Here is a 3,310-nt window from a genome sequence, read left to right as displayed (position 1 = left end):
ACACGCGTTCGTGTTGGTTTTGCAGCCGTTGATCGCATTATGCCTTATGTTGCTGGTGGTATTGCTTATACGCAGCTCCAGATAGTCGATTCTCTTAAGGCGGAAGGAGCTGATGGTGCCGAAATCGCTTCTGCTAAAGTGTTTGATGAAACGAAAACGATGGTTGGTTTCACTGTAGGTGGTGGTATTGACTTTGCAATGACAGACAATGTTCTGTTGCGTGCAGAATACCGTTACTCAGACTTTGGTAAAAAAGCATTTGTAAAGAACGGGGATAAAATAGCTTACAAAACCAATGATTTCCGTGTAGGTGTTGCATACAAATTCTAATTTCGTCAACAACGAAATGATGAAGATAAAATAAATTGTCATGAGGCTCTGTTAAAGACGGAGCCTCTGTTATTTTTCTATTGTTATATTATTACACACTCCATATTTATTGGCGGTGTAAAAGATATTATTCAGATTTCCTTAAAAAGATTTTTATAAACGACAGGCAATAATTACGCGGTAAAATCAATGAATTATACGTATTCATAACTTACAATTTCTTGTGAAACGTGAAGTTATGAAATGACTTTATCTTGCGTCAGCTTTCGTTTCCTATGATTGTATCATTTTACTACAGCGTTTTTTTTGTAGTCGTATAATACTGTGCTCGTAAATAAATGAGGAGCAAAGTTTACGAATATAAAATCTTCAGTAACAACTTTTGTTATCGCTATGACTACAGCTTCTGCGGCACAAGCTGCTGATATTGTCATTCCTCGTAAAAAAGCTCCAACAGTTATCATAGCTCTTTCGTTTTTTTAAACAGGTTTTTATCTTGGTGGTCAAGTTGGCAACTTTTCAAGTCAAAGTTTATGTATTTGATTTAGAGACAAAAGAAAAAAACTTCAGATAAAGATGCACTACCTAAGCCTTCAGGTTTCATAGGTGGTATTTATTTTAGGTTTCAACGTAGATCTTAGAAATGTCCTAGGTGTTGAAACCGATGCAGTCTGGGCAGACTGAGGAGAGACGAAGACGGTCTCAAAGATTCTTGCGATTGATGAATTTGATGATTTTAATGATGAATTTAAAGATGCTGGTGTCACATTGGATGAAAATGAAAAGTTTCAAAAGGGTGATACAGCAGTGTATTGCATTGGTTTCAACGAAAATGGTCTGGTGCAACACGGGTTCGTGTTGGTTTTTCCATCGCTGACAGTATTATGCCTTATGTGGCTGATGGTATTGCTTATGCGCAAATACAGGGTGTTGGTAAAGTTTCAGGAACAAAAAAATTGGCAAATGGGTAAGCCAAGTAAAGAAGTTTCTACTACAGTATTTGATAAAATAAAAACGATGGAGGGTTTCACCCTTGGTGGTGGTATAGATTTCGCGATGACAGATCATGTTCTGCTTCGTGCGGAGTACCGTTACTCAGACTTTGGTAAGAAGGAATATAAAAAGTATTACCTTAAACTAGGCTACACAACCAATGACTTTCACGTAGGTGTCGCTTACAAGTTCTAATCTCATCAAAAGTGCAATTATGAATAAAAAGTATTAATAAAAAATTAAATTTTCAAGAGATCTTGACTTTGATCAAAACACTGTTTTTCTGGGGTTTATTTGTGTGATTGTGACATTTTTACTACAGCTTTTCTATTTATAATCTTGTAAGGTCGTTTTATAGTTAATTTAGGAGCAAAATTATGAATACAAAATCTTTAATAGCAACTTCTATTGCCGCTTTAATTTCAGCTTCTGCAGCACAAGCTGCTGACGTGGTGATCCCTCGTGAAACAGCCCCAGCAGTTATCGCAGCAGCCCCTTCGTTTTCTTGGACAGGCTTTTATCTTGGTGGTCAAGTTGGTAACTTTTCGAGTAAAACTAAAGTAACTATTCCAGGAGAAGATAAAGAACTTGTCAAAAAAGATAACACACCTAGTCCTTCTGGTTTCATGGGTGGGATTTATGCCGGATCTAACGTAGATCTTGGAAATGGTCTCATTCTCGGTGTTGAAACCGATGCAGTTTGGGCAGACCGTGAAGAATCAAAAACAGCCCGTGAATTGACTCTTACTAAAGAAGATGTGGCATTTTTTAATCATGCCCTTGAAAAAGCTAAGGTTGAATTAAAAGGTCAGCAACAGTTTGAAAAAGGCGACAAGGTAACGGAAAAGCACAGTTACAAAGAAAAATGGTCTGGTGCTACACGCGTTCGTATCGGTTTTGCTGCTGTTGACCGTATTATGCCTTATGTTGCTGGTGGTATTGCCTATGCGCAGGTACAGGGCATTCAGTTAGTTGCAGGAAAAGGAGAGAGAGCTAAGGTTGAGCAGAATGCTGATGTGGTGGAAAACCCACCAGTTAAGCAAAATGTAGATTTGACTGGTGGTACTTGGGCTGATGACACGAAGACAATGGTTGGTTTCACTATTGGTGGTGGAGTTGACTTTGCAATGACAGACAACGTTCTTTTACGTGCAGAATACCGTTACTCCGATTTTGGTAAAAAGAAATTCGCAAACGATACACGTGAATTCAACTACAAAACCAATGACTTCCGTGTAGGTGTCGCTTACAAATTCTAATTTCGAAAAAATGAAATTATCAGCACAAAAAATACGAAGGCCTCGTTTAACGGGGCCTTTATTTTATTAGCTCTCTATTTTATTTCTCTTAATCTCTTTTATTTTTTATTGGTATCATTGTGTATTATAAGGCTTTAAAAAAATTTTATATTATAAAAGGCGAATTAGTAGTATGCATCGATTTTATAACTACTTATTACATAAAATCTTATATTACGGCTATCATTTTACGCTTAAGTGAAAAGTATTTAATTAATCTCAGAAATAGGACAAGATCATAATCAGTGACGAACTTTAGTCTACTTTTATATGCTAGATTAGAGCGAGCATACTACATATATCTGTTAGAGTAAGTTCTGAAACGGGAATACAGCCTCATTGGGGAAGAATATAAAGTTACAAAGAGAAAAATTAGTTTCCAACTTTATCATCTTCTTTTAATTTAGCTTTACGTTTTTGTTTATTGCATTTCTTAATGGGATCATACTCCTCATGCAAAACAGAACGCCCTAAACGGAATACACTTGTTGTTGTGTATTCACACATTTGTTTTAAATAAATATTTTTCAAAGTACATCAAGCCCACTTATCTCTGGAAAAGATTTGAATATTTTAGGCTCTGATGTTCAAACAAAGGATAAACTTTCTTTACAAGCTGAGAGGAATGTTTCGATTGATGCCACACGCAACAGTATGGACAATCAGAATGGGAGTGAAACATCTCATGT

The 3,310-nt window shown here is 36.4% G+C and carries 2 protein-coding genes and 2 pseudogenes; all 4 read left to right on the top strand.

Annotated features, from left to right (window positions below; translation table 11 throughout):
* A partial coding sequence (locus ACFIL8_RS08570; RefSeq protein WP_375689447.1) for an outer membrane protein occupies positions 1–330 on the top strand: 330 nt, incomplete at its 5' end.
* 393 nt (positions 331–723) lie between these two features.
* A pseudogene (locus ACFIL8_RS08565) lies at positions 724–1,518 on the top strand (outer membrane protein).
* A gap of 182 nt (positions 1,519–1,700) precedes the next feature.
* Entirely contained in the window at positions 1,701–2,582 is an 882-nt protein-coding gene (locus ACFIL8_RS08560; RefSeq protein ID WP_375689445.1) for an outer membrane protein, read from the top strand.
* A gap of 576 nt (positions 2,583–3,158) precedes the next feature.
* Positions 3,159–3,310 (top strand): annotated as a pseudogene (locus ACFIL8_RS08555) (hemagglutinin repeat-containing protein); the annotation flags it as partial.

This window comes from Bartonella sp. AP57NXGY, assembly GCF_042195805.1.
Taxonomy (GTDB): Bacteria; Pseudomonadota; Alphaproteobacteria; order Rhizobiales; family Rhizobiaceae; genus Bartonella.
Note: the sequence above shows the minus strand (reverse complement) of the source record. Positions and strands in the feature narration are given on the sequence as shown.